This window comes from Sporosarcina sp. D27 (assembly GCF_000586555.1).
GTDB lineage: Bacteria > Bacillota > Bacilli > Bacillales_A > Planococcaceae > Sporosarcina.
Window position 1 is genome coordinate 60,472 of the sequence record NZ_AZUC01000048.1, and the last position, 26,074, is coordinate 86,545.

At 38.7% G+C, this 26,074-nt stretch carries 22 protein-coding genes and 1 rRNA gene; 17 read left to right on the forward strand and 6 right to left on the reverse strand.

The genetic code is table 11. From position 1 onward, the window contains the following. Positions 1 to 451: 451 nt before the first annotated feature. The 8 genes from N693_RS0113150 to N693_RS0113185 all read left to right on the forward strand — a co-directional run bounded on the left by N693_RS0113150 (position 452) and on the right by N693_RS0113185 (position 11,134). Positions 452 to 1,060: a TetR/AcrR family transcriptional regulator gene (locus N693_RS0113150; protein WP_025785297.1), complete on the forward strand. Its 609-nt coding sequence runs from the start codon at positions 452 to 454 to the stop codon at positions 1,058 to 1,060. Between the two features lie 43 nt (positions 1,061 to 1,103). Next, positions 1,104 to 1,967: an alpha/beta fold hydrolase gene (locus N693_RS0113155; RefSeq protein WP_025785298.1), complete on the forward strand. Its 864-nt coding sequence runs from the start codon at positions 1,104 to 1,106 to the stop codon at positions 1,965 to 1,967. 11 nt (positions 1,968 to 1,978) lie between these two features. Further along, positions 1,979 to 2,887 carry an Mph(B) family macrolide 2'-phosphotransferase gene (locus N693_RS0113160; RefSeq protein WP_025785299.1) on the forward strand — a complete coding sequence of 303 codons (909 nt, stop codon included), beginning with the start codon at positions 1,979 to 1,981 and terminating at the stop codon, positions 2,885 to 2,887. Between the two features lie 388 nt (positions 2,888 to 3,275). Next, complete coding sequence (locus N693_RS0113165; RefSeq protein WP_025785300.1) at positions 3,276 to 4,631, forward strand: hypothetical protein; 1,356 nt, start codon at positions 3,276 to 3,278, stop codon at positions 4,629 to 4,631. Further along, entirely contained in the window at positions 4,609 to 7,239 is a 2,631-nt protein-coding gene (locus N693_RS0113170; protein WP_025785301.1) for a helix-turn-helix domain-containing protein, read from the forward strand. Before N693_RS0113165 ends, N693_RS0113170 begins: the two co-directional genes overlap by 23 nt. Positions 7,240 to 7,244: 5 nt before the next feature. Next, a complete protein-coding gene (locus tag N693_RS0113175) occupies positions 7,245 to 9,092 on the forward strand; it encodes a site-specific integrase (RefSeq protein ID WP_025785302.1) in 1,848 nt (615 codons plus the stop codon). After that, the gene (locus N693_RS0113180) at positions 9,085 to 9,816 is read left to right on the forward strand and encodes a hypothetical protein (protein WP_025785303.1); all 732 of its coding nucleotides are present in this window, start codon (positions 9,085 to 9,087) and stop codon (positions 9,814 to 9,816) included. Before N693_RS0113175 ends, N693_RS0113180 begins: the two co-directional genes overlap by 8 nt. A 106-nt stretch (positions 9,817 to 9,922) precedes the next feature. Next, positions 9,923 to 11,134: a type IA DNA topoisomerase gene (locus N693_RS0113185; protein WP_256378138.1), complete on the forward strand. Its 1,212-nt coding sequence runs from the start codon at positions 9,923 to 9,925 to the stop codon at positions 11,132 to 11,134. Positions 11,135 to 11,194: 60 nt separating this feature from the next. Here N693_RS0113185 and cls read toward each other — a convergent pair whose 3' ends face one another. After that, positions 11,195 to 12,649, reverse strand: a complete 1,455-nt coding sequence (gene cls, locus N693_RS0113190) for a cardiolipin synthase (RefSeq protein WP_025785305.1) — start codon at positions 12,647 to 12,649, stop codon at positions 11,195 to 11,197. A 254-nt stretch (positions 12,650 to 12,903) separates the two neighbouring features. Between cls and N693_RS19300 the strand changes: the two genes are divergently transcribed. The 9 genes from N693_RS19300 (at position 12,904) to N693_RS0113235 (ending at position 22,220) form a co-directional block, all read left to right on the forward strand. Then, the gene (locus N693_RS19300) at positions 12,904 to 13,320 is read left to right on the forward strand and encodes a MarR family winged helix-turn-helix transcriptional regulator (RefSeq protein ID WP_025785306.1); all 417 of its coding nucleotides are present in this window, start codon (positions 12,904 to 12,906) and stop codon (positions 13,318 to 13,320) included. A 43-nt stretch (positions 13,321 to 13,363) separates the two neighbouring features. Beyond that, positions 13,364 to 14,830 carry an MDR family MFS transporter gene (locus N693_RS0113200; protein WP_025785307.1) on the forward strand — a complete coding sequence of 489 codons (1,467 nt, stop codon included), beginning with the start codon at positions 13,364 to 13,366 and terminating at the stop codon, positions 14,828 to 14,830. Positions 14,831 to 14,969: 139 nt separating this feature from the next. Beyond that, a complete protein-coding gene (locus tag N693_RS0113205) occupies positions 14,970 to 15,947 on the forward strand; it encodes an MBL fold metallo-hydrolase (RefSeq protein WP_025785308.1) in 978 nt (325 codons plus the stop codon). 102 nt (positions 15,948 to 16,049) lie between these two features. Next, positions 16,050 to 17,261 carry a hypothetical protein gene (locus N693_RS0113210; RefSeq protein ID WP_025785309.1) on the forward strand — a complete coding sequence of 404 codons (1,212 nt, stop codon included), beginning with the start codon at positions 16,050 to 16,052 and terminating at the stop codon, positions 17,259 to 17,261. A 28-nt stretch (positions 17,262 to 17,289) separates the two neighbouring features. Continuing rightward, on the forward strand, positions 17,290 to 18,444 hold the full coding sequence (locus N693_RS0113215; protein ID WP_025785310.1) for a hypothetical protein: 1,155 nt from the start codon (positions 17,290 to 17,292) through the stop codon (positions 18,442 to 18,444). 16 nt (positions 18,445 to 18,460) lie between these two features. Continuing rightward, complete coding sequence (locus N693_RS0113220) at positions 18,461 to 19,351, forward strand: ABC transporter ATP-binding protein (RefSeq protein WP_025785311.1); 891 nt, start codon at positions 18,461 to 18,463, stop codon at positions 19,349 to 19,351. Next, a complete protein-coding gene (locus tag N693_RS0113225) occupies positions 19,332 to 20,030 on the forward strand; it encodes a hypothetical protein (protein ID WP_025785312.1) in 699 nt (232 codons plus the stop codon). The genes N693_RS0113220 and N693_RS0113225 overlap by 20 nt, the downstream gene beginning before the upstream one ends. A gap of 271 nt (positions 20,031 to 20,301) precedes the next feature. Further along, entirely contained in the window at positions 20,302 to 20,664 is a 363-nt protein-coding gene (locus tag N693_RS0113230; RefSeq protein WP_253271199.1) for a DUF485 domain-containing protein, read from the forward strand. Positions 20,665 to 20,678: 14 nt separating this feature from the next. Then, positions 20,679 to 22,220: a cation acetate symporter gene (locus N693_RS0113235; RefSeq protein ID WP_025785314.1), complete on the forward strand. Its 1,542-nt coding sequence runs from the start codon at positions 20,679 to 20,681 to the stop codon at positions 22,218 to 22,220. Positions 22,221 to 22,436: 216 nt separating this feature from the next. Here the strand turns inward: N693_RS0113235 and N693_RS0113240 are convergent, their stop codons facing one another. The 5 genes from N693_RS0113240 to rrf form a co-directional block, all read right to left on the reverse strand. Beyond that, positions 22,437 to 22,835, reverse strand: coding sequence for a hypothetical protein (locus tag N693_RS0113240; protein WP_025785315.1), 399 nt, complete (start codon positions 22,833 to 22,835; stop codon positions 22,437 to 22,439). Positions 22,836 to 22,908: 73 nt separating this feature from the next. After that, positions 22,909 to 24,288 carry a cell wall metabolism sensor histidine kinase WalK gene (locus tag N693_RS0113245; protein ID WP_025785316.1) on the reverse strand — a complete coding sequence of 460 codons (1,380 nt, stop codon included), beginning with the start codon at positions 24,286 to 24,288 and terminating at the stop codon, positions 22,909 to 22,911. Next, positions 24,285 to 24,962: a response regulator transcription factor gene (locus tag N693_RS20245; protein WP_025785317.1), complete on the reverse strand. Its 678-nt coding sequence runs from the start codon at positions 24,960 to 24,962 to the stop codon at positions 24,285 to 24,287. The genes N693_RS0113245 and N693_RS20245 overlap by 4 nt, the downstream gene beginning before the upstream one ends. Then, the gene (locus N693_RS20250; RefSeq protein ID WP_025785318.1) at positions 24,963 to 25,781 is read right to left on the reverse strand and encodes a YihY/virulence factor BrkB family protein; all 819 of its coding nucleotides are present in this window, start codon (positions 25,779 to 25,781) and stop codon (positions 24,963 to 24,965) included. A 119-nt stretch (positions 25,782 to 25,900) separates the two neighbouring features. Next, positions 25,901 to 26,016 (reverse strand): 5S ribosomal RNA (gene rrf / locus N693_RS0113260). Between the last annotated feature and the right edge of the window lie 58 nt (positions 26,017 to 26,074).

The following is a 26,074-nucleotide window of genomic DNA, read 5'->3' on the forward strand; positions in this document are numbered from 1 at the left end:
CCATCGATGTAATATAATGCAACATGACAAATCTGTCACAAATAAAAAATTGCATAGTAGAACTCTCGGTTGGAAGATTAGAATTACTAAAATAATCGTTATCTTATTAAAATATGTTATAACCATCATGAGAGGACTGTGGATATGATTTTATTTTTACAACCATGATTTATATTATTATCTTTTATTGGTCACGACTGACTTTTTGGAGTTAATATAAATAACGAAGGGGGGTTATTGAAGTAACAGGTGCTTATCTTGAATAAAGGAGAGCACCATTTCGCTATAGGGGCAGTTTAGTTGATGAAGCTTACTGAAAATATTATTCCATTACTTTACTGTATGAGAATAATCAAATTAAGTATGCCTTGATTTCTTAATGCACATTATGCTAACATAAAAACAAATGAAAAACTTGTTTTTATGTTTTTATAAGAGAAGGTTTAGGACTATGGCTAAATTCACACAATTAGAAAAAGAAAGGATTAAAAAAGAATTATTTGAAGTGGCATATCGTTTTTTCGTTGAAAAGGGTTTTAAGAGTACTTCCCTTGAGGATATAACTTCGTCTGTTGGCATTGCGAAGAGTACTTTTTATGTATTTTTCCAATCAAAAGAAATGCTATATATGGAGTTGTTATCACATGAGGGAGAGCAAATTGAAAATCAGGTTTGGCCAAAGGTTTTAGCTGCTGAGGATATACGTTCAGCTATAAAAATATACTTAGATGAGATGGCTTTGGAGCTAGAAAATAAGATTTTAACTCAAAGGCTGATTTACGATCTCGAGGAGTACAAGCTTGTATCAAGAAAGCTAAATCCAGAGTATGTTGGATCAGAGAATCTTAGAAGTATCACCCCTCTTATGGACTTTATCAGGTCACGTCAAGATTCTAAGGAGATTATCGACGAAGAACCAAGCGTAATTGCTGGCGTTTTAAGAGCAGCTTTATTAATAGGCTCACAAAAGGGAGATTTACTGGAATACAATTATGAAATGATTAGGGAGTTATTATTCGAAGCTGTTGCTGATCGAATTACTCGGTCTTATTTGGTCTAGGTAAGTATTAATCAGATGAAAGTACTAAAAAAGGTGATAATTCATGACAGAAAAAATAATTCGTTTTAATGATGTTCATATCTGTACTGAGAGTTTTGGAGATATTAATAATCCAACTATCTTGTTAATTATGGGAGCTACTACATCAATGATTTGGTGGGAGGAAGAGTTTTGTAAGAGATTAAGCGATCAAGGGTTTCATGTTATACGCTATGACAATAGGGATGTAGGTAAATCAATTACTTACGAGTATGGCCATCCAGAGTATACTTTTGAGGACTTGGCTGATGATGCAATTCAGGTACTAGATGCGTATAAGGTTGATAAGGCTCATATAGTCGGTATGTCTATGGGAGGGATTATTACGCAGATAGTAGCTCTTAAACACCCAAGCAGGGTGCTTACTATTTCATTGGTTATGACATCAAATTTTGACCCTAGCCTTCCTAAAAAGGATAGTAAAGTAACAGAAGCTTTAGGTGAGCTTAAAATCAAAAATTGGCAAAACAAAGATGAAGTGATAGAGTGCTTTATTAAAAAAAGCAAAGTTCTTATAGGCTCTAAACATATATTTGATGAAGAAAAAATAAGAAGACTGAATGAAGAAGAATTTGATAGGGCTAGTAATTTACAGAGTAGGGATAATCACGGAATTATAAGGGGATGGGGTTCATATTTATCAAGAACTGCTGAAATAAACGCTCCTACATTGGTAATTCACGGAATAGAAGACCCTATTATTCCATACGAGCATGGAGTTCATCTCTCTAAGATTATACCAAATGCTGTATTAGTTACCTTAGATGGTTCTGGACATGAGCTTAACTATAATGATTGGGATGAAATTATTAATTCTATATCAAAGCATGCAGCAAATTTATTACCGAAATTTTTAAAAATTAGATAGGAGTGATTTGAATGGGTAAAGAAATGAAACAAGTTATGGAAATAGCTAAAAAACATAATCTAATTTTAAAGGAAGAAACAATACAGTTTAATGAATCCGGACTGGATTTTCAAGTTGTATTTGCCCAAGATGAAAGTGGTACGGAGTGGGTTCTTAGATTGCCTAGGCGGGAAGATGTTATGCCTAGAACAAAGGTAGAAAAACAAGCATTAGATTTGGTTAATAAGTATGGAAAATCTTTTCAGGCGCCAAATTGGATTATTTACTCAGATGAGCTAATAGCTTACAAGAAGCTAGATGGCGTACCAGCAGGAACTATAGATCATAATATAGGGAACTATGTTTGGGAAATAGATATTAACAATGTTCCAGAATCTTTTCACAAGTCTCTTGGAAGAGTGTTAGCAGAGATTCATAGCATACCGAGTGATAAAGCCGTGGAACTTGACTTAGTAGTACACACACCAGAAGAAGCAAGAATGTCAATGAAGCAGCGTATGGATGCGGTAAGAGCAAAGTTTGGTGTAGGTGAGAATCTATGGAACAGATGGCAAACATGGGTGAATGATGACGATATGTGGCCTAAGAAAACTGGTCTGATTCATGGAGATATACATGCCGGACATACCATGATTGATAAAGATGCTAATGTGACCGGATTAATCGACTGGACTGAAGCTAAAGTTACAGACATTTCGAATGACTTTATTTTCAACTTTAAAGCTTTTGGTGAAGAAGGGTTAGATGCCCTAATTCTTGCTTATAAAGAAGCTGGTGGGTATTACTGGCCTAAGATGAAAGAGCATATTATTGAACTTGACGCAGCATACCCAGTTTCAATTGCTGAGTTTGCATTAGTGTCAGGCATCGAGGAATATGAACATATGGCAAAGGAAGCATTGGGAGTGATAAGTTCGTAGGTGGTTGATGCCTTCGTTGACACGTTCCCACATAATTCGGTTTCCACATAAGTAAAAATCGCTTGTATAGCAGTAAGAGAGATTGTGAAGGATTACTCTTTAACTAAAGGGTGCATTAGTTCAATTAGATGTTAGAATTAATCATTATCTAATCTTAGGCGGAAGAAATGATTAATCGCTTTATAAAAATCCTATAGCATTTGGTGAAGAGAGAACCTGTTTTAAATTAGCCTTTTTTAAAACAGGTTCTTTGTGTTTAAATTAAAAAGTGAGTTCTCTTTGAATAAATATTATTTTAAACCCGAATTTGATTGACTTTTAAACAGAAATCGTCCAAACTAAAAACAAGAATAAACGTTCGGTTTAAAGGTTTGGAGGAGGGGATAAAATGTATAATGCAAAATATCGATTCGTCTGGAAGGCGATAAAATACAATAGAAAACAAGGTGGAGAAATTGTAAGTACACCTTCATTTATTATTGGTCTAGAGGATAGAGAAACAAAAGAAGTTTTCCCTCATCCCATAAGCCATTTTTTGTATAAGAAATACCATAGAAACTCGGGTTCAGTAAATACTGAATTAACTGTGGCGCAAATTATTGTTCCCTTCTTGAACTTTGTATTAGATAAAGTGAATCAAGAAGCGTTAAATTATACTGCAATCAAAGGATTGGTTGACTTACAAGAGTGTCATGCTAATGCTTATTTACAATATTGTGTAGATGAAAAATCAAATAAGAATAGCACTTTAGAAATGAAAGAGAACTTTTTATCCAAGTTTTATAAGTACTTATGGGATGAAAAAGTATTAAAGCATAAGCCCAGATTCAAGTTAGTTTCAGTAAGAACAGGAAAAGAAATCAGAAAAGTCTATAAAATAGACTTTACCTACAAGAAGACAGATGAAACTCTTTTACGTGAGAAGATTAAAAGAAAAGATTTAGTTCCTCAAAATCATGAATCTAACGAGAACAGAATCTTTATTCGTTTGCAATATATTCGAGAGATACTTTACGTAGCAAAGCATGAAGTACCTGATATAGCATTTGGAGTGGCTTTACAAATTTTTGGAGGGTTACGTAAAGGTGAAGTCGTAAACCTGACTAGAACAGCTTTAAAGTCGCAAAATGGGCAAGATTATGGTGTTGAAGGATTAGTGATACTTGTCAGGGATCGTCAACTTGATTTATTTAATAGGTTTGAGGATGTTTCAACAATGCAGGTGAAAAATCCAAGAGACCAATCATGTCTTATTGATCCAATTTTAAATTATCTATATAAAAATCATATGGAAGTGGTACTTAAAAAGGTGAAAGGACCTAAACAGCCTAATGCATTGTTTTATAATACGGAAGGAAATTCAATGTCTGCCGACACGTATGATAAGCGCTTTTTAAAATTAAAGAATGCTTATTTAGGGATGTTATTAGGTACAGAAGGTAGATATCAGGATTATTTAGACTTCTCTCAAACAAAGTGGCGCTCTCATATAGGGAGAGGAGTATTTACAAACATGTGTTTAGATGCTGGATTTAATGAAAAACAGACGGCCGTATTACGAGGTGATAGATCTACTCAATCAATGGAGTCATATTTTGATATTATAACTGCCACTTATAATATTCGAAAGGCTTTAGGCTTACTCTCTCCAGATCAATCTAGTAATATAGCAAACTTAAATATGCCAATAAATAATAAAATGTGGAAGGAGGTTCAAGAATTTGGGTCAGGACTTAGAAATTAACTTTAACGATTACATGACAATCTACGAGATAGCCGAAGAGAAGTTTAATAAGAAGCCCAATAATTACTATTTTATTTACAAATTAGAAGAATCCATATCAAAATTACCAGCTGAATGTAAGATTTCAAAGGTCGAATTCAGAGAAAAATATTACGTTGAAAAATATGATAAAAATATTAAAAACTTATATTTGAAAGAAGATGTAAAACGTTTTTTTAGAAATTATGTACCAAAGGCATCTCTCAAGGCAAAACTAAAAAAAGTTGTTAGCGACGCTACAATTCACAAATATTATAAAAAACTAAACCCAACTGAAATTATACTTGGTGGAAATTTAGATGTTTTTGTTTCAATAGAAATAGCACAAGAACTAACTGAGATAATAAACACAGTGGCAGGCAAGGGACAATGGGGGTGGAGAACTCATACTTTCGAAAAATATAAAAATCAACACAACTATTTGTCACTTGATGAGGTTATGAAAAAATTAAATTGTTCTTATGCGACTACTCAAAGGTTAATTAAAGAAAAGTTGTTATTCGTGTCAGATAAATATGGAGACAGAATGCTTTTTGAAAAAGAGCACGTATTCGAATTGTTTTCTGAACAAGCAAGGCTTATTGAAAAATATAGCAACAATTATTACACAGCGAAGCAAATTCAAGCGAAATATAGTAATGCTTTTGCGCAATATATAAAAGGCGGAGAAGATAAGGTTCGAATAAAGGTAACAAAAGTTGATCCCCCACTGCTATTAATCTCACACTTTGGTGTTCAAATGAAACTCTATGAAAAAAACGAAATTGATAATCTATGGGCGGATTATAAGCTTTATTTGGATATGAATTCTATGTCGATAGAAGATCCTTTTGAAGATTTTCTTTTCAAAGTTGAGCAAGTGTTAAATATTAAATTTACAAAAACTCAGCAAAACACAAAATTATTATGGTATCAGTATGTTGAAAAATACCTTCTTAGGACTAGGATGTCTGATAAGAATAGAATTACATTTCTAACTAATCAATTTGCCAGATGTACGGAAATAATATTCACTACTTTTAATAAAGAAATATACTCCTATTCTGGAAAAGAAATCAATAGTAAATTTCTTAACGATACACCTAATATTAGAAGAAGTTATCAAGGGGATTTCTATTATTTCTTAAAACAAATGCTTGAAACTTTTACTATGGAAGGATTACCTTTACCGTATAGCGTAGATGAATTAAATGACCCAAGAACCTTTAAAAGAATTAAGGAAGTAGCCACGGATATTTATTCTTTAGAGGAATATCATGAGCTATACAAATATACCAATCGTGTAGGATTTCATAAAGAGAAAGCAATACAAGATGTTACTGAGTTAATCCAAAGCATGAATTATACAAAGTATAAACGATACGACAGTTGCTGGTTATATATTCTAGTTCAATTAACAAATAATTGGAGACATAGTACCGTACTATCACAAATTCCAAGAATTGATCTATCAACTACCTCAATTGAAAACTTGGAGTGGTTAAAGAGAAATGATCCTTCGGTGGAGGATGCAAACAATATCATTTATCAAATTAGCAGGTATGTAACAAAAATAAATAAAACAGATGTAAGTGCTGAAGGAATATTTACTATTGGTGAGCCACTCAAAGTTGCTTTTGCAACTGCGATAAGTATTTGTGAGTTTCGTAGAAGAGCAACATTGGATAGTAGTTCTACCTTAATAGATTTATCAGGTCATTTAGTGAAAAAATATAATCCACATAAAGATTTCTTTTCAGAGTTTACTAATGGATTTAAATTTGAAAACAGAAAGATGAATAGAACTCTTAACACTCTAATCTGGTCAGTGCTTAGACATATGGGGAAAGGGTTAAAAGAATCACAAGTATCAAGAAGCCACTTGCAAGATCAAACAACCATTAACCATTATATTAAGCTATCTAACGAACAAGTGAAGAATCTTGTGGATGAATTGTTTGAAAGAAATCAATTTGGATTTGTAACACAAACCTTAACGAATATACTTTTTGGCACTGAAACAAACAAAAGTATCGAAACGGAAAGAATGTTAGAGGTAAATAAGCAATTCGGTGATGTTTTTAAAATTGAAGCGACCGCAGGATTAATTAACAGAATCACAACAGAAAGGGAGCATGTATTAAAATACCTCGCAGAGTTTGATATGGAAGGACTTCGTGCCCTTTTTTACCAATCCCTAACAGGATCGCTTCCTTCAAAACAGAGATACCATCAATGTATCTATGCTGAATGTAAATATGAGAATGAATACGGTGAAAGACCATCGTGTGATACTTGTGCAGCATCAATGATTAATGTGTATGCGCTAGAAAATATAATGGACAATTATATCTTTATGATGGAAAAAATAGCAAAAGAGTTTGATAGTGCAACCATCGGAGAAAAACAGAAGCTTGCAAACCAGTTTTTTCTACTGCATAACGTTGTTGATCAAGCAAGAAGTAGATTTGGCAGAGAGGTTGTAGATGGATTTGTAGAAGGAAATACCGAGCGAATAAAGAACTTAGGTCTAGATTTATCAACAAAAGGACTAAAGAGTTTTAGAACTTCAGGAATACTAGGGGGGTGACGTGTGTGGCAAGCAAAAGGAATGTAGGATCATTAATGCTTGATTTCAGCAGTATTAATCCAGGGGATATAAGAGGTGCTGGGTTTGATATTAGCAAGAATGTAGAAGAGGCAAAGAAGTCTTTAGAAAGCTTTCATGATTATAGAGTTAAAAAAGTTAGTGTAAATTTTGAAGATAGTAAATGGATTTTTAATGAAGAGTTCACGCGAAGTAACGTGGTTTTTGATTACACGATGATTTCCCACTCTTTAAAATTTGGTACAACTGAAAATAAAGAGGAATTATTTATCGCAGTGAAATGTTGGATGGCCAAAAAACTTAATGAAAGCTCTATAACGGTTACAAAGGCTAGGCTTTTAAACCTTGTTACTGCTTTTCTATCTACAAAGGGTCTTAGGGAACATAGTGAATTATTGGAAATGATTCAGGAAAGCAATCTTATCCGTAGAGGTTCAAAAAATCAATATAACGTCAAAAAAGTGTCTAACAATGTTATGTATAGATTTATATCGGATCTTGTCAATTTTTTAGAATTTTATAATCGAGATGAATTTGTATATTTCATAAATGATTTAAACGAACATAAAGCGAAAATCAAATTGGAAAAAAACTACAGAAAGTTGCCGTCTTTCAAAGATATTTTAACCATAAAACAATGTCTAGACAGTTGGTACGAAGAAGCGGTAAAAAACGATAGTGAAAAATTACTTAAATATTTTCCTCTTGTTTTATGGTGGAATCTAACAACTATTATCCCTATGAGGGTAATTGAGTTTTGTCACATTAAAAGAAATTGTTTTTCATTAAAGGATGGAAATTATTTCATCACCTTTCCAAGAATGAAGTACGATCGAATTAGTACACATCGAACAGACATTGAATACGACACGTTACCTATCCCTCAAGAATTGTACGACCTTTTTCAAAACTATTTAATACGCTCGGAACAGTATGGACTATCGAATTATTTAATTTCACATAAGGTTTATCGTCATTATTTCAGCGATGATAAAAAAACATATGATGATAATTCTTTGTTTAACTATCATAATTTCAATAATACAATAGCAAGTTTTTTCAAAGAAATAGTACACGAGAAATATAAAATCAATATTATTTCTATAAATAAGCATTACCGGAGAAATTACTCAACAAGATCAAAAGAGGCATTTATATCTGATTCAGCAATCGGTAGTATAGATACAATGATTAACCTTGGCGATTTAAGACACATCGCAATTATTAATATGATGATGCAGGGATATGACAAGGTTGAGATTCAGCGATTGGCAGGACATATTACAGAGGATATACAATATAGCTATTTCAATCATATGGAAAACTGGATGGACATTGAAATACAGAAAATGGAGAAGGAATTCAATCAGTATAGACCAATAAATTCAACTTTTAATGACAATGAAATTTCACTTTTACATCCAAAATCCCAAGATATTTTTGAGAATCAAAGCAAAAAAAATTACATAAACAAGAATGTGGAGGAAAAGGAATATTTAAAATTAGATTTAGGCTCTTGTATGGACAAAACTATGCCCTGTCCTAGTTTCAATTGGAAACATAGAGGTTGTTATTTTTGTAAACATTGGTCTATTTCCAATCAAGAACTAGAAGAAAAAAGAAATCAAATTGCTTTTGACTTGAATTTACTTTATGAAGAAACAAGAGGGAAAATCAAGTTTATACAGTCGCTATTTGATCTGCAATTCGATAACACAGAAAACGTCAATAATAATACAAAACGAGACTTATCTTCAACGTCAAAGGAAATTCAATTAGATATTAAACGGATTGCAAAATTACGGTCTATGTTAGGGGTTTCAGATAATGAATAAAATCGGTACTAAAGGCATTTTGGATGATATAGAAAAAGAGACTTCATTGAGGAAACTGATTGTTGAATATGATGAAAACCATAATATCAAATCTAAAATCACATATAAAGACATCTATGATTTCGTTAAATCGCAGTATGATAATGGCCAAGTTGATTTTTATCCTGGATATACGTGGTGGAAAACAAAAGGAAAACATTTAGTAGACGAATACAATTTAGTAAAAAAAAGAACCATACCCTTATCCGAAACAGAGGACTTAGACGTTTTTGACATCCTTGATGTGATAGAAAAGAATTATGGAGATAAAGAATCGTTAATTAAATATCTCCTTCCTTATAATGATTTGTTAGATAGGCTTGTCAATAAAATTAATAAGCTTCAAAGTAATTCCCGAAGCCTATCAGAACAGATTGTAAAAAAGGATGAACGAATTCAAATATTAGAACAAAAAAACAGCAATCAACAGTCTTTATTGGACGGGCTATTCTACAATATTATAGGATCTGAAAAAGAATTAAATAAAGTAATGAAAAGGGGTAGTACGAAATCAGATATAGTGAATTATGCATTGTCTGAAACTTTCGGAAATCCTGCTGCATACATTGACGAGTTCAGCAAACGTTTAGAGATAGGTAATTTTACTATAGACGATCAGACAAATAATGTCGTTAAGTTCCAACCCAAAAGTGATGTTTTGGAGGAAGATGATTATGATTATTAAAAACCATAAGTCTTGTTCGACTTTATGAAAAAGTCGAACAAGACTTATACCAATGAAAACGTGTAGAAAAGGAGATTGACCTAAAATTGGGATACGTATTAAGACGCTGTATGAGAAGAAACTCGTGTCATATCCTCGGACGGACACGCGTCATATCACACCGAGTGAGTTTAATTATTTAGCGGCATCCGTTGAAAAATACCAAGAGCTCATTGGGCAACCATTCGAAATCGCTTCGAAGACGCCAAAAAAGCGCTTTGTCGACAGTTCGAAAGTACAGGAACACTATGCAATAATTCCGACGAAAAAAGTTCCAACAGCAGCTACGATTGCTAGATTAGCACCGTTGGAACGTAATTTATATGAAGAAGTCGTACGGACTGCACTCGCAATGTTCCACCGCGATTATTTATATACAGAAACCAAAGTGACGACTGACGTTAATGGACTTCCCTTCTTTACTACTGGTAAAACGGAGGTGGACAAAGGCTGGAAAGAGCTGTTTGCCACACCTCCGAAAAAGGGGAAGGAAGCAGATGAGCCTGCCCTTCCACCTCTCGAGCAGAACGAAACGGTTCAAAGTGAGATCGGCATTAAAGAAGGTGCGACTCAACCACCCAAACCGTATACAGAAGGTCAATTGATCGCGATGATGAAAACGTGCGGGAAGCTTGTTGAAGATCAGACTGAAACTGATATTCTAAAAGAAATTGAAGGACTCGGCACTGAGGCGACGCGAAGTAATATTATCGAGACAATTAAAAAACATGGCTATATTTCTGTTACGAAAAACATTGTGTCGATTACGGATAAAGGACGTGTCCTCTGTCAGTCAATCGAAGGCAGTTTGCTTGCTAGCCCCTCAATGACTGCGAAATGGGAAACGTATTTGAAGAAAATCGGAAATGGTGAAGGAACGGGGCAGCATTTTTTAGGAAGTGTGTCGAAGTTCATCTATAAACTGCTAGAAGACGTCCCAGTACAGCTAGAACAACAAAAAATCGATATTGTGTTGCCACCATCCAAATCTTCTAGTCGAAAATCCTATACAGCAACTGAAGTCGCACCCTGTCCGAAATGTGGGAATGGTATGATTGTCGCAAGAAAAGAGTTTTACGGCTGCAGCAACTACAAAAACGGCTGTAAGCAGACGTTTCCTGGGAAGTTCCTGAAAAAGAATCTTACCCAAGCCCAAGTAAAACTGCTGTGTACGAAAGGGAAAACGAACGTCATTAAAGGGTTTACTCATGCAAACGGCCAGAAGTTCGACGCCATGCTTGAATTGAAAGAAGGCAAATTGAACTTAGTGTTTGTATAACCAATAAAAACGGAAAGCCCTCTCACAAAGAAAGAGGCTTTCCGTTTTTTTGTTCTACTCTTACAATACAGGTGATAGAAGACGCGAGATACCTTCTTTGAATTTAATGACGACTGACCGCTCTGCATACCGTTCAGGCGTCAGCTCCGAACTGACTTCCATGTCTTTCAAGAACAATTCAGATAGCTGTTTCGCCACTTTTTCATCGTAAACGATTGCACTCACTTCAAAGTTCAAGTGAAAACTTCGAGAGTCGATGTTCATCGTCCCTACTGCTGCCACTTCCTCGTCAACGACTATTGTTTTTGCATGCAAGAAGCCATTTTCGTAAAGTAAAATATTAGCTCCGTAATCCAGTAAATCTCCTGCATAGGCCCACGTTGCCCAATAGACGAATGGATGATCTGGTTTGCACGGAATCATGATCCGTACATCGACCCCAGATAACAACGCTATTTTACATGCATCCATAAAACTCGTATCGGGAATGAAGTACGGAGTTTGGATGAACACAGTCTTTTTCGCTGATAGAATGAGTTTGATGTACATATTTTTCAAGTGCTCAGTCACAGAATCCGGTCCACTAGACACGATTTGAATGGGGATTGTTCCCCCCTGCTGCTCTGGATAAAATGCATACTCATCCCATTCGCCAGGTTTATTATCTCCAGCACGGTGCCAGTCTAGTATGAACTTCCCTTGAATGTGATGGACCGCCTTCCCTTGGATTCTGAGATGAGTATCCCGCCAGTATCCGAATTTTTTATCCAGACCGAGGTACTCATCTCCTACATTGAAGCCTCCTATATACGCAATGCGCCCATCGATTATGACCAGTTTCCTGTGATTCCTGTTATTCACTCTAAAGTTTATTAATCTGAAAAAAGACGGGAAGAACACTTCAACTTCGCCACCTGCTGCGCGCAGTTCATCAAAAAATTTAGGCGAGGTTTTTTTAGATCCGACCTCATCGTAAAGAAGGCGAACTTTCACCCCTGCATTAGCTCGTTCCGTCAAGGCATCACGAAGTCTAGTGCCCAATGTGTCTGATTGGATGATGTAATATTGAATATTAACTTCCTTCTCGGCTGCTTGGATATCCGCAATGAGTGAATCGAATTTCTGATGTCCATCGTCAAAGACCTGAATGTCATTATCCGAGGATAATAACGCGTCTGATGATATCAAGTTCATGTGAATTAGTTCGCCATGTTTCTTAAGTATCGGAGACTGTTGAACGTTCTCTCTATAGACTGTCGATAGTTGCTGATCCACTTCCGTATCAATTTCTCTTCTCTCTTCATCCGTCAGCTTATAGAAGTTCTTTTGCTTCAAATTCCGTCCAAGGAATAGATAGATGAAAAAGCCCGCGATAGGAATAAATACCATTACCAATATCCACGCCCACGTATTCCCAATATCGCGTCTTTCGAAAAACAATACTCCCACTAACAATAAAAGATTAATCACTATCGTAATGGATAAGATCAACGCAATTATATATCCTAATCCCATAGTTATACCTTCCTTCTCATTTCAGTTTCAATTAAAACCACCCATTAATGTTGTTGAAAACCCCTCTTAACGTATAGGTTTTTTGTAGAAAGTAATATTTACTATAACATGTACCTTTTGAAAAGGAATATGATCCAAAAAATTAGTTTATCCTATGGGAAAGTAGAATGAATTTTTAACTAGTGAGCCCAAAACTTGCAATATTTAGTTAAACAATTATAATTAGTTTTACTTAACAACTAGGATGTGTTCACATGAAACTTATACATGCGTTGGACGAATTCTATTATGAGCAGATTTTAAAAAGCCTTAGAGAAATGAACCATAAAAAGGTATATGGAAATTTGTCCTATAATAGTCTGCTGTATATGGAAGTGATCTTGTATAACGAAAACTGTACGGCTAGTTTTCTCGCAGACACACTTCACGTGGCCCGCTCGGCGGTGACGGTGAAAGTAAATGAATTGGTGTCAAAAGGGATTGTCACAAAAACACCAAGTGTTACCGATAAACGCGTCAACTACTTAAACGTCACCCCTAAAATCGTGGAGGACTACAAACGGATGGATCACTCATTAACTCAAGCGATCGCTGAAATTGAAGATCGTTTTTCGTCAGCAGAAATTTCATCCTTTGTTGACATGCTAGGGATTATCCGAAAGTACTATTAATAGTAGTTAAGCTAACCACACAAAAAATGAAAGAGGTTGTTGAATGGAACAGAAACAATATGAATACTTAGCGGATAACCCGAATGTGAAAGTGCTCCCTATCATGTTAACACTCATTATAGGTGCCTTTTTCGCTATTTTAAATGAAACACTATTGAATATCGCCCTCGTCACACTAATGGATGAGTTCTCAATTTCTTTAACAGCCGTTCAGTGGATGGCGACCGGATTCATGCTCGTAATGGCCATCGTCATTCCGATTTCTGCGCTACTGCTACAATGGTTTACTACGAGGCAACTGTTTTTAGGAACGATGACTGTATTTACGTTAGGTACAATCATTTGCGCGAGTGCACCGTCGTTCTCAATATTACTTATTGGACGCTTAATACAAGCCGTCGGAACCGGCTTATTGATGCCAATTATCTTTAATGTCTTCCTCTTGATTTATCCTCCAGAGCGACGTGGGAAAGTGATGGGGATGATAGGTCTCGTCATTATGTTTGCCCCTGCAATTGGACCAACGTTGTCTGGGGTTATTGTTGAATACTTAGGTTGGCGCTATTTGTTTATCATCGTCATCCCGTTTGCGTTGTTCTCGATTGCATTTGCGTATAAGTATTTGGTCAATGTGTCCGAAGTGACGAAGCCTAAAATTGACTTCGTTTCCCTACTATTCTCCACAATCGGGTTCGGCTCCATTGTCTATGGATTCAGTTCCGTCGGTGAAAGTAAGGATGGGTTTGAGAGCCCGATTGTTTGGTTGTTCATCGGCATGGGGGTGATTGGCATTGCCTTATTCGTCTGGCGTCAATTGAAGCTCGACGAACCAATCATGAATATGCGCGTATTCCGTTATCCGATGTTCTCACATGCTGTCGTGATGTTTTTAATCATCATCATGGCGATGTTCGCCTCAGAAATCATTTTGCCGATCTATATGCAAGGCCCACTCGCTCTTACGGCAGCGACAGCAGGATTGGTTCTGTTGCCAGGAAGTATTTTAAACGGGATCATGTCGCCGTTTATGGGTGCCTTATTTGATAAATTTGGACCTCGCGTGTTAATGATTCCTGCAACACTTGTGTTAAGCGGCACGATGTTCATGATGAGTCAGTTAACTGTCGATACGCCTGTATGGGTGGTCGTAGTTAGCTACATCCTCATCATGTTATCCGTTTCAGCCATTATGATGCCTGCTGAAACGAATGGACTGAACCAGTTACCGAAACGTCTCTATCCACACGGGACCGCCGTGATGTCCACACTACAACCGGTTGCAGGCGCTATCGGGGTGTCAGTGTTCATCAGCATCATGAATGCACGACAGTTACATGTGTTACAGAAATCTGCAACGCCGACCGATCCTGCGACGATAAATCTAGCATTAGTATCGGGTGTTGAATTGGTCTACTTTATAGCGTTTGCAATGTCGATTATCGCGGTTGTTCTATCGTTTGTTGTTTATCGTGCGAAACCGAGTGAAGATGAGGATAGTTCAATCATGTAACAAATGCAAACTGTGCTTAAATGGAAATTAAAGATATCTAGCAGGTGCCTAACTTGGGTGCCTGCTTTTTTGTTTGCAGCTACCACATGCATATGTTAGATAAGTCGACTACACTTACTTTTAGAAGGAGTGATGACATATGAAACAAAAACGATACCGGAACCTAGATCCAACTGCACGTCCCGCAACATTTGGTGAATTGCTACGTTGGCAAAAGGAACGTTTCAAGAAAAAGAAAGATATGAGTTTCATGATGGGACAAGCTCCCCACAAGCAACAAGCGTTGCTCCACACGAATCAGGATCAGTTAACAATTACATGGATCGGGCATTCGACATTTCTCATACAACTTGCTGGTTTAACAATTGTGACTGATCCCGTTTGGGCAAGTCGGATGGGATTTGGTCGGAGATTGGAAGAGCCGGGGCTGTCGCTGGATGAAATCCCACCAGTCGATATTATTTTGCTCTCACATTCGCATTATGATCACATGGACGTCCCGTCGCTGAAGAAACTGAAAGGAACTCCTGCCGTACTGGTTCCTGAAGGACTTGGGCGTAAAGTGCGAAAGCTGATGAAGGAAAATCGCGTCTATGAGCTACCTTGGTGGGGACAGGTGCGTATCGGGTCTGTTGAATTCCACTTTGTTCCGGCTCAGCATTGGTCGAAACGTACGCTGACAGATACAAATACATCACATTGGGGTGGATGGATCATTCAACGGTATATGGAGCCTTCGACTGCAGCGTTGCATAAACCCGAATCGATTTACTTTGCCGGAGACAGTGGGTATTTCCAAGGATTTCGTGAGATTGGCGAAAAATTTCAAGATATTACGTATGCGCTCATGCCGATTGGTGCCTACGAGCCCGAATGGTTTATGGGGACTCAACATATGACACCTGAAGAAGCGATACAGGCCTTTATAGATATCGGAGCTGAGGTGTTCATTCCGATGCACTACGGAGCGTTTTATCTAGCTGATGATACGACGGAAGAAGCTTTGGGTCGATTACTTACTGAATGGCGACAACGCGAACTGAATGATTGTCATTTACAGTTATTGAAGCATGGCGAGACACTCTCCTTTGTTTATCCTGAACAAAATAGCAACTGATTTGGTGTTGTAATTTTTAGAATACACTGTATAGTTGATACATAGATTTCCATTATACTTACAGTGAATTCATGATGAGTTTACTAAAAAGGGGAAGCTGGGATGAATCGCACCTATTTGATACATGAATTTTTACTGACCGCCAAAAGCAAGCGAACGATTCCTTTTCTTCTGTTCATCGGGGTATTACTTATCAGTTATTGCTTTCTCCTCGTCCCGAATCGAGAAACTAAGGAAACGTTCTACCCAGAAGAAATAAGGGATTATTTAACCGGGGTTGAAGTGGAGCAAAATCAGCGCTTAAAGAGCGGAAATACTGGAATTATTTTAATGACGGGAGATCCGGTTTTTGCCAGAAATGATTATAACTATGGATTGTTCAGCGCACTACTCAACTCCTATGAAGACCGCAATTTTTTACGGTATCTCCACTTGCGCTCCTATTATCTTGAGTCTGACCCTTCCGTTTATCTGCAAGATGAAAATCTGTTCAAATACTCTCCTTACCCCGGCAAAGATCGGGAGCATCTGTATCATCAGACGATGCTCCGTTATGAGGATTACTTGATGAATGATCGGCGCATAACGGAAGCCCTGCTATTTGAAAAGACCGGTATGCAATCATTGCAAACATTTCTACACACGTATGGATTTTATTTCTTCTTATTTTGTGCCGTTTACTTCAGCAGTGATATTTTGTCACGTGACCGTCCTCATCGGACTGTGTTACAAGGTCTGCCCATGTCCTGGTATCGTCAGTTAAACTTGAAAACACTAGCAGCATTTAGTTATACACTTCTCGTCTTAATCACTGTGCTTCTTACAGGCTTTTTTGTCTTATCCTCGCAATTCGGGTTCGGCTATGCCAATTTACATGTGCCCATTATGACCGCTCAAAATACATTTTCAATCGAAGAATATGAAGTAATCAGTATGTTGAAATTTATAGGTCTATCACTAGCTGCCCTCCCGTTGTTACTATTTCTTTTCATACGCATCAATGTCATTCTCAGTCTACTAGTGAAGAACGAGTGGCTCGTCCTCATGCTCGGCACATTAGTAATCTTTTCGGAACGTCTATACGACACAAGAACGACTCGTGACATCTTAGGGATCGATATCAGCTATTTTCCGCAAACCTATTTTGATTTCGGGAAAATTGTGACAGGTGAAAAGAATTTCTTATTAAACACTGAGACGATTACGTTAGCTAAAGGGATTATTGTACTACTAGTTGCAGTTGCAATCATCGAAGCCGTCTTATTTGTCCTCTCTCGTGTAATCACCAAACGAAGACTCTATCAGTCTCGATGAAATCATCTGATAAGGAATGAGACAAACTATGAGATGGAACTACATCCTATTTGAAACAAAGATGTTGCTACACAATCGAAAAAATTGGCTACTTGGAATCGCGATTATCTTATTTTTCCCGATTTATTATTTACAGTACAGTCAAACTGATATCGAAACGCTGCGAGACCAGAAAAACATAGAGGCTGAGCAATTCCACTCAATCTTCAAAGCCTTCCCTGAGGAGATGCGAGAGACAAAAGAAGGGCAGAATATTTACGATAATCTTACTGAGCAAGCCTCTCTCATCAATATGCAACGGTTCTACCTTTGGGATGAAGAAGAAAACGCCTCCTACATCAAGGATGGGCTTCGGCTTAATGAACTTCGTCTCGAATTGCACGAAGCGGGAAACAAAGGTATTCATCCAAACTACATTTTCTCAAAAGAAGAGATTCATAAAGAAATTGCTTTGTTGAACTATTATCAGAAGCATAGTGTTTCCATCACTCCCGATCCGTTCGTTGCAAGCAATTACATACCTGCTGCACTTGATACAATCGGTGGTTTACCATTTAGTCTCCTTGTCCTGCTGATCGGCAGCAGTATGCTATTGCATGATCAGCAGAATCGCTCCGTCATGAACGGACTGCCTGTCTCATTCTTACAGAAAATGTTCAGTAAAGTAGGAATTCACCTGGGACAAATCTTCGTTTTCCTTGTTGCAGGTATTGGAATTGGTAGTGTGTATGTGGCCATGAAAACCGGATGGGGCAGCTTTACATCACCAGTCCTCCTCTATTCAAGCGGTAATTTCACAGCCGTATCAACTGTCCATTATGTACTTTTGCAGCTTCTAGCGTTTCTACTCATCAGTTTTCTGTTATTAGTTGCTTCCATTTTAGTAAACGACCTAACTAAAAATATGTATGCAACGGTTTTATCCATCGTTTTCCTATTGTTGCTGCCCTCCCTGCTTCTTTCAGCAGGCATCGATGCAAGCTGGCTACGTCCTCTTGTTATGATCGATATCGGTGCTGTTTTAAGCGGAGAGGCTGCGTTGCGGTTTGAAACTGCATCTATGGACTATCAGCACGCACTCTCATGGTTCGTCGGATTATCACTCGTAATGATGGCTGTGCTATACATGAAGACAAAACTACAGTACTTCCCAAATCCATCAGTGCGCGGTAGCCAGAACTAAAACTGGAGGGATAACCTTGTTAAAACTATCAGATCTATCAATCGCCTATCAGGATAAAATCGTACTGGATCACTTGAATTTCACTGCTGAAAAGGGAGAAATCATCGGAGTTGCAGCGCCGAACGGAACAGGAAAGACGACATTATTCAATATTATCGCGAATTATACGAAACCCGATTCCGGCCGGGTGCTTATTGATGGGAAGTATACTTATCGGAATGAGAAGGAAGAGGTCCTGATCCATAAACTTTTGACGACATTTCCTGAACAGAAGGATTTGTTTGATGAACTGTCTGGTACCGCTCACTTGAATCTGTATGCCTCTATGTGGAACGGCTCGTCAAAACACGTCCCCGCCATTATCGACAAACTTCAGATGACCCATTACGTGAAGAAGAAAGCAAAAACATATTCACTCGGAATGCGTCAGCGGCTCTGCTTTGCAATGATGATGGCAGCAGATACAACTGTGATGCTGATGGATGAGGTGATGAATGGGCTCGACGTTACGAACGTTGCACTGATTTCAGATTGTTTGTTGGAAATGAAACGTAAAGGCAAACTAATTTTCGTCGCATCGCATTTATTGGAAAATCTCGATCTATATGCAGACCGAGTCATCTTTTTAAAAGAAGGTAAAATTGTCCATGAGCAGCGTTTTACAGAAGATCGAGACATCTATTTAAAGGTAGAGTTGACCCCAGTTAGTTATGATGAACTGAAGACAAAGATTGAACTTCCTCCTGCACATGTGTACATCGCAGAGCATTTACTCTGTATCCCACTGGACGGTCTAACCTTACCGGAACAAACACGGTGGATTGAGCAGATACTTGGTCAGTTTGGACATCATCTGACAGTAGGGCCACTCGGGACGGTGGAGTATTATGAAAAATATTATTCATAATGGCGGCGTACTAGTGTTTGTATGGCTGCTTTTGTCGGGTTGTCAGGCTAAACATATCCCAACCGCTGAGCAAACAGTTCGATATGAGCAGAACTATGAGCTGACAGGTGAGGAAAAAGATGAATTGATCAAGCCTGTGAACCCTGCAATTTTTACGACTGTGGATCGCAACAATCCGGAAGCTGAGGATGTTTCGGTTCCAGTTGTCCCTAAGACTGGGGAAGAATTGACACTAAAGACTGGCCGTTATATGATTACGGGCTACCCTACTGGTAATATTTCCATTTTCGATTCCGAAGGAGAGCAAATTTTGCGGGAGATTGTTGGGGATTATGCCGGTGCTACAAGTCTGACAGTGTCTGTGGAAGAATCTTATACAGTGCGAGCCGATGGAGGGTATGATTCTATAAATATTTTCACTGCACCCACATCCCTGAAAACTGACCTGACTGCTGGCATTTGGGAAGTAGGGACAGATATTAAGGCCGGGACCTATACGATTTCCTTGGAACAAGGCTACGGTTATTTACAAATTCTTGAGAAAGAAAAGGATTCCATTCTCTATGAGTTAATCGGCGGAACGATTGGTCGTACCGAGAGTATCGTGAAACTGAAAGAGGGTCAATGGCTTCGTGTAACTGACGCTTCGTTAATCACCTTCCGTCCCACAAATTCTTAACTAAACAAATGGTCTGATTTTAACGAGTCATTATATTCGTTGTATGTATAGAACCGTGGATGCCTTTCACTTAGGCATTCACGGTTTTTAAATATACTTATTTGACGGCTACATATTTTCTTATATAAAAATAATATTGCTTATTTTCTGTCTATTTGATACGTTGGACAAATAGGATTGTTGGAAGGTGATACACAGTTTGGAATTCATTGGGGGATGAGTTTCAAAGAAATCCAACTAATTCGAACGAATCCGTAAAGGGGATGGGGAATTGACAATCGAGTTGAAAGAATCGGAGTTGCGCAGAGAACCTGATCTGCCACGTACAAATGATGGGAAGTTAGATTATGAACGAATCATTGAAACTCCTGAGTTTAAGCTTCTGGTCAAGAAGAAGAATCGCTTTTTGACACCCTATGTTATTGCATTCTTTGCGATTTATCTCATGCTTCCTATTTTGACAGGATACACATCTATTTTAGAAACGCGGGCCATTGGCTGGATGACATGGACATGGGTGTATGCATTCGGATTGTTCGTAATGGTATGGGTGTTTACACAAATCTATGTAAAAAAAGCACGTGATTTCGATAAAGATGTTGACCAGATTATCCAAAAACACGTTAGAGACTAAGGGGGATTCCGTTTATGAGTTTTATTTCCATCGCGATCTTTTTTGCTGTAATTTTATTGACACTCTACATTACGTACTGGGCTGCGAAACAAACGCAAACTGCCAGTGATTTTTATACTGCAGGAGGTTCATTGACTGGATGGCAAAACGGCATGGCCATTGCAGGTGACTATTTGTCCGCGGCTTCATTCCTTGGAATTGCCGGTGCGATTTCATTGAATGGATTTGATGGATTTTACTACAGTGTGGGATTCCTGACAGCATACCTTGTTGTGTTGTTCTTAATTGCCGAGCCTCTTCGAAACCTTGGCAAATATACTATGGCCGATATGATTGGTTCACGGTTTGGCGCAAAGAAAGTACGCGGGGCTGCAGCGCTGAATACGATCACAATTGTACTCTTTTACATGCTTGCACAGCTTGTTGGTGCGGGAGCGCTGATCAAGTTATTGTTTGGTATTGACTATTGGATATCTGTTTTGATTGTAGGAATTATGATGCTCATTTACGTGCTGTTCGGCGGGATGACAGCTACCAGCTGGGTTCAGATCGTTAAAGCAATCTTACTCATGATTGGAACAATCGTGATTTCTTTCCTTGTGCTGATGAAATTCAACTTTAACTTTGTTGGTATGTTCGATGTTATGCGGACTGCGACCGACCACGGCGAGTCCTTCCTGCATTCAGGGGTCGTGTATAAAGATCCAATTGGTTTAATTTCCGTGTTGCTTGCTCTGGTGTTAGGAACTGCAGGTCTGCCTCACATCTTGATGCGCTTCTTTACAGTAAAAGATGCAAAGACTGCGCGTTCGTCAGTTGTCTATGCAGTATGGATTATCGGGATTTTCTACGTATTGACGATCTTCCTCGGATTTGGTGCTGCGAAATTCGTAGGCTCTAAGGCAATCATTGCAGAGAACGCAGCAGGTAACATGGCTGCACCGATGCTTGCAGGCGTACTAGGTGGAGATGCATTGGAGTCGTTTGTTGCAGCGGTGGCTTTTGCTACGATTCTTGCTGTAGTGGCAGGACTCGTGTTATCGGGTGCTTCCGCCATAGCCCATGACCTTTATGCTGAAATTATCATGAAAGGTAAAGTAACCGAGAAACAGCAAGTGAGAGCTGCCCGAATTGCTGCAATCAGTGTTGGTGTAGTATCGATTTTGTTAGCACTTGGTTCTGAAAAACTGAATGTAGCATTCCTAGTTTCCCTTGCATTCTGTATTGCTGCCTCTGCAAATGTTCCAACCCTTTTAATGACAATCTACTGGCGTAAGTTCAATACCACAGGTGCAGTTGCATCTATGCTGACGGGTTTGATCACAGCACTCGTACTAGTTGCGGTCAGTCCTAACGTCATTAACCCTGTTCCAGGAGCTGCTTTCTTCGTGGGAGATCCACTTTTCCCATTCGTGAACCCGGCGATTATCTCGATTCCAGCTGGATTCCTAGCAGCAATCATCGGGACATACGTTGGTGCGAAACGTCATGAGGAAGCTGAAGTTTCGTATGCAGAGGTCCGTTTCAAAGCGGAAACTGGTTATCGCGGATTATGATTTTACGGAATATATGAATAGATAGTTGAAAACTCGGGAATTTGTCACTGTATGGTGATGAAATCCCGAGTTTTTTGTGTAGATGCGATTGTTGTATCAAGGTACAAAGAAATTCGCACGTAGAATAGTGCTAATCTCGACTACTTGAGCAGAGTCAACGAGAATACAAGAACCACAAAAAAACCACTCCCATTAGAGGAGTGGTTCACATACCCGTTATCTCTTTTCTGTACGATCAATAAGAAACGTCATGACTACGAATAGCGCAAAAGCGAGTAATAGAATCGTGCCGCCTACGATGTAAAAGACAAGCGCAAACGTTTCATTGATATTAAATGGGTGAATGAACTGAAGCCACATTCCCGCAGTCAAACCAATTGATCCAATAATCGCTGTCCAGCCGTGAACTGCCACGAGTTTTGTTGCACGGACGCGGTAAATTTTATAAAACACGCCCCATGAAAAGACGGATAACCAGCCTACGAGTAAAATGTGTGCGTGTATCGGTTTAAACGCATATGACCCTGAACCCGCCATATGTGAACCAAGCACTGTGCCGACCAAGCCAAATATCGCCGCAATTCGGATTAAACGTATACTCCATTTTTCCTGCATGTCGAATTCCTCCTGTGTCGTTCTGATTATCTTAATCATACAATCTCAACATGAACGCAACATGTACAAAACATTACAATTTCGGCAAAGTAACAGTGAAGACCGTGCCTTTCCCCTTTTCACTTGTTACGGTAATGGTCCCATTATGTAGCTCTGTCACTTGCTGGACAATCGATAATCCAAGCCCCGTTCCTTCTGCTGCAATTGTACGCGAATCATCTTCACGATAAAACCGATTAAAAATATGAGCGAGATTTTCTTCCGCTATGCCAATCCCTGAATCACCAATTTGTACCGTTACGGAGTTTTCTGTAGATACTAAAGAAACTTCGATTGTTCCATAATCCGGCGTATACTTCAGCGCATTGGACAATAAGTTCTCCCATACTTTTTCAAGAAACGCAGGATCCCCAATTAGCTCTGAATCCTCAATCTCCATAGAGAGTGAAATTTGTTTATCTTCAAGAAGCCAACGATATTTGCGTACTGTCTCTCTCAACTGCTCACTCACATCATACGTAATCGGCTTCAAGGGACTCATCATCTGATCGAGCGACGTCAATAATAACAACTGTTTTGTCAAAGAAGATAATCGATCCGTCTCAGCCTGAATCACCCTCGCATAGCCCGCATGCTCTTCGTAAGGAAGGGTCTCATCCATCAACAACCCCGCATATCCTTTTATGTTTAATAGCGGTGATTGGAAGTCGTGAGATACATCACTTATGAACTTCTTGCGGATCAAGTCATTCTCTTGAAGACGCTTAGTCATTTTCTGAAAGCTTTCAGCCAGCTGCCCAATTTCGTCTTGCTGATGAATTGGTAAAATGCCACTGAATTCTTCTTTCCCGACCTTTTTCGTTGCAAGCGTTAGCTGGGTGATTGGATGAATTAGCCGCTTCGCTACTATTAACATCGCAAGTAGGCTCGCAATAGCCATCACAATAACCATCCCCCCCAGTAAGTAATGGACTTCTGTAAAGAGCAACTTGATGTCCGGACGTAAAAACAGGGCATACTCTTTACCCCTATACGTAAATGGGACACCGACTGTATTCGTGGTTTCATCCGAAAAGAAGCCCGTTACGAACGTTTCTGTCGGGAAGTTTTTCATGCCGTGATAGTCTTCCCCATTAAGAACGGACTTCACATCTTCTTCTTTTAAATTATCTAGTCGGAATGATTGACCGTAACGTTTACCTTCTAACTCCTCACTTACAAGCAATAGTTTATACCCTGCTGACGCTTGGGTTTTCAAGTAAAGGTCCAACTCCTCCGGCCTCGCTTCTTCGATATAGTTTGCGAGTTGCCGAACGATATTCATATTTTTTTCATCATTTGATTCTTTTAAATTTTGATGATAATACGTGTTAACCGCAAGAAACGCTGTAAGTCCACTGAACACCATGATTCCCGCCGTATATATCAGAAACTTACCGTAGAGTGATTTCATACGGCACCCGTGTCGAGCTTATAGCCAACCCCACGAACCGTCACAATACTCACGTGCTCCGGCAATCCTTCCAGCTTGTCCCTCAAACGCTTAATATGAACGTTCAGCGTCTGTTCGTCCCCTTCATAATCGAATCCCCATACCCGATCCAACAATACCTCCCGAGTGAATACCTGATTCGGACGTGATGCAAGGACAGACAGCAACTCAAACTCCTTCAAAGGAAGGAGCAATACTTTTTTTCCAATCGAGACTTCATACGTTTGACGGTTAATGGCTAACGGCCCAGCTTGGATAAAGACATCGACCGCTTTATCATAACGTCTTAGGATGGCACGTATGCGAAACAGCAATTCTTTCGGCTCAAAAGGCTTCACAAGATAGTCATCCGATCCCGCTAAAAATCCCTTTTCCTTATCCTCTAATTCTCCTTTTGCAGTGAGAAGGAGAACAGGAATATCCCATTCCGATCGTAGTTTCTTCGTCAGCGTATAACCATCCATCTCAGGCATCATGACATCGACTACCGCAAGATCCGGTACTTCTTGTTCCATAAGTTCAAGTGCTTCCCGTCCATTTTTCGCTTTCATCACCGTATAGCTGGCTGCCGATAATGTAATGCGTACAAGCTCTAAAATATTTGGGTCATCATCAACCGCTAGAATCGTTAACATCTATCCCACTTCCTTCTTTTTGGACTTACTCCACTCTGCATTCAACAATCCTGAAATCAAAATGATGACGGCGGTCATATAAAACCAAATGACAAGCATAATAATTCCAGAAAGTTGACCGTATAACCGTGTATAGTCTACCGCTGTCACCCACCCGCCAAACAAGTAGGAAAATAGCTGCCACCCAATTGTTGATAGTAACGCGCCAGGAACTGACTGGCGGAACAAAACTTTACCACTCGGAACAATTTTGTAAAAGAGTAGAAAAAAGACAAACAAAAACAACGTGCCGAGTCCCCATTTTATCTTCGGCCACAAAAATAGCCACCCTTCCCAGTCATCGATTCGATCATAATAAGCGACCACTTGATGAAGAACATTTTCAATAAAAGGCAGTAATAACGATAGAGGTACAACGAGCATGAACAGTAACGTGACACCAAGATCTCGAATCAATGACAGCCAGAATCCTCTTTTCCGTATATACCCGTTCGCCAAGTCCAATGATCGTGCAAAAGATTGAACCGTGACAGACGATAACCAGAATGCCCCAGCTAAACTGAAATATAGCCATTTCCCCTTACCATTTCGAAGCACTTCACGGACATTGTCTTCTATTAGTTGAAAAGACTCCTCAGGAATAAACGGCCGTAAAAATCGGAACAGGATTTCTTCATTAACTGGAAACAAATTCAGTAACGATATTACGAAAATAAAAAAGGGCAACATCGATAACAGCAAGTAATAGGCGGTTTGAGCAGCCTGATCAAAAAATCGTTCTTTTACAAAACGTCGTAGCACTCGCAATCCAGTATTCATTCACTGACTCCTTTTCATATAGTATATGTCGGGACATTCCTTTTTCTATCATCATATACTACATGTAGATAATAAAAAAGCGAGTCAAGGAATGAAATCCTTGACTCGCTTTACAAATTGCCCGGCAACGTCCTACTCTCACAGGGGGAAGCCCCCTACTACCATCGGCGCTGAAGAACTTAACTTCCGTGTTCGGTATGGGAACGGGTGTGACCTCTTCGCCATCATTACCAGACAAATTGAGCTTGTTCGCTCAAAACTGGATAAAACCAACATTGAATACTCAAGACAGC